Source organism: Mesorhizobium sp. M7A.F.Ca.CA.004.04.2.1 (genome assembly GCF_004022825.1).
GTDB lineage: Bacteria > Pseudomonadota > Alphaproteobacteria > Rhizobiales > Rhizobiaceae > Mesorhizobium.
Genome location: NZ_RZPH01001309.1, coordinates 1 through 1,367 on the forward strand (window position 1 = coordinate 1; position 1,367 = coordinate 1,367).

Sequence of the window (1,367 nt, forward strand, 5' to 3'; positions counted from 1 at the left end):
AAACTGGTGTGGCTGTAGCCGGTCAGCAGGCCAACCCGCCAGGCGTCGCCGATGGCGGTGTCGCCGCCGGCGAGGAAGCCGCCGGTGGAGCGGTCGAGGCCGGCGGCATTGCCGTCGCCGCTCGCCGTGCCCCAGGAGCCGAAAGCTTGCCCCCACACGACGAAACGGCTGGTGTTAGCCTCGACCAGCTCCGGGCCGCCCTCGCCATAAGCCATCACTGGCATGGCGGGAGCGGTGACGTCGCCCATGGCCGCCCGGACTCGGGCGGTAGCGGCATCGGCGACGAAGCGGCTGTCCTCGATCAGCATCCCCTTGGCCGAGGCATGAACCTCGCCCGACGCGGCATCGAGCGCCAGGCGCGCGGCATCCTCGTCGGTCATCAGCAGCATGGCCCATGCAAGCGCATTGCCTTGGCCGAGCCGATCGAGGGCTCCGGCGGTCGCGATCTGGTTGCGGGTGATGGCGACGTTGGCGACCGCAACGTCGTTGCGCGCCAGGGTGAGGCTGATGTCGTTGCCGTCGCCGCCCTGGTAGTTGATGAGATGGTCGAGGAAGAGAAGGTCGTTGAGGTTGCCGACGGAGGCGAAGGTGCCGGCGACATCGGCCGCGCCATTGTTCTGGATGATCGTGTACGGCCCGTTGAGCAGGTTCCAGCTCTCGGCCGTCGCCGGTGTCAGGACCAGGTTGAGCGTCGCGCCTGATATGTCGACCGTGCCGCCGACGATCAATTTGTCGGCCCCGGACGGGGTCGCCTCGACCTCCAGGACGCCATGATTGACATAGTTGCCGCCGACCGTCTGCACGCCGATGGAATTGCCGACGCCATGCGTGCCGAGGATGGTGACATTGCCGCCTATGGTTCCGATGCCGCCAAGGCGCGCGCCGGAATCGACCGTGACATCGCCGGCGAGGCTGGCGTCGCCATGGCTGGCGTCGCCCACCACCAGCGTTCCCATGTCGACGGTGGTCAGGCCCGCATAGCTGTTCTGTCCGTTGAGCGTCAGCTTGCCCGTGCCGGTCTTGGTCAGGGAGCCGTTTCCGGAAATGGTGCCGCCGATGACGTCGTCATGGCCGAGCGAGCCGAGCGAAAGCTGTGGCGCCAGCTGTGAATCGTCGATTTGTATGGCCCCGTCGCCCGACAGCGAGCCGACATCGAGCACGGAGTCCTGATCCCGGAAGCGCACCAGCACGCTGCCGCCGGCGCCGTTGAGGATGGTTGCGTTCGCCGCCTGCGAGGCCTGCTGGAAATCGAGCGTGCCGCCGGCCTCGTTGACCAGCGTTGCCGTTCCTCCGTCCGAATGTCCGTAAAAAGTGGTCGAGCCGCCATTCCGGTTGGTTATCGTGGCTTCTCCGGCGGAGGAAAATTC

The 1,367-nt window shown here is 66.9% G+C and carries 1 protein-coding gene; it reads right to left on the reverse strand.

The window, feature by feature from the left end; genetic code table 11:
* A partial coding sequence (locus EN893_RS34105) for an autotransporter outer membrane beta-barrel domain-containing protein (protein ID WP_128362179.1) occupies positions 1-1,367 on the reverse strand: 1,367 nt, incomplete at both ends.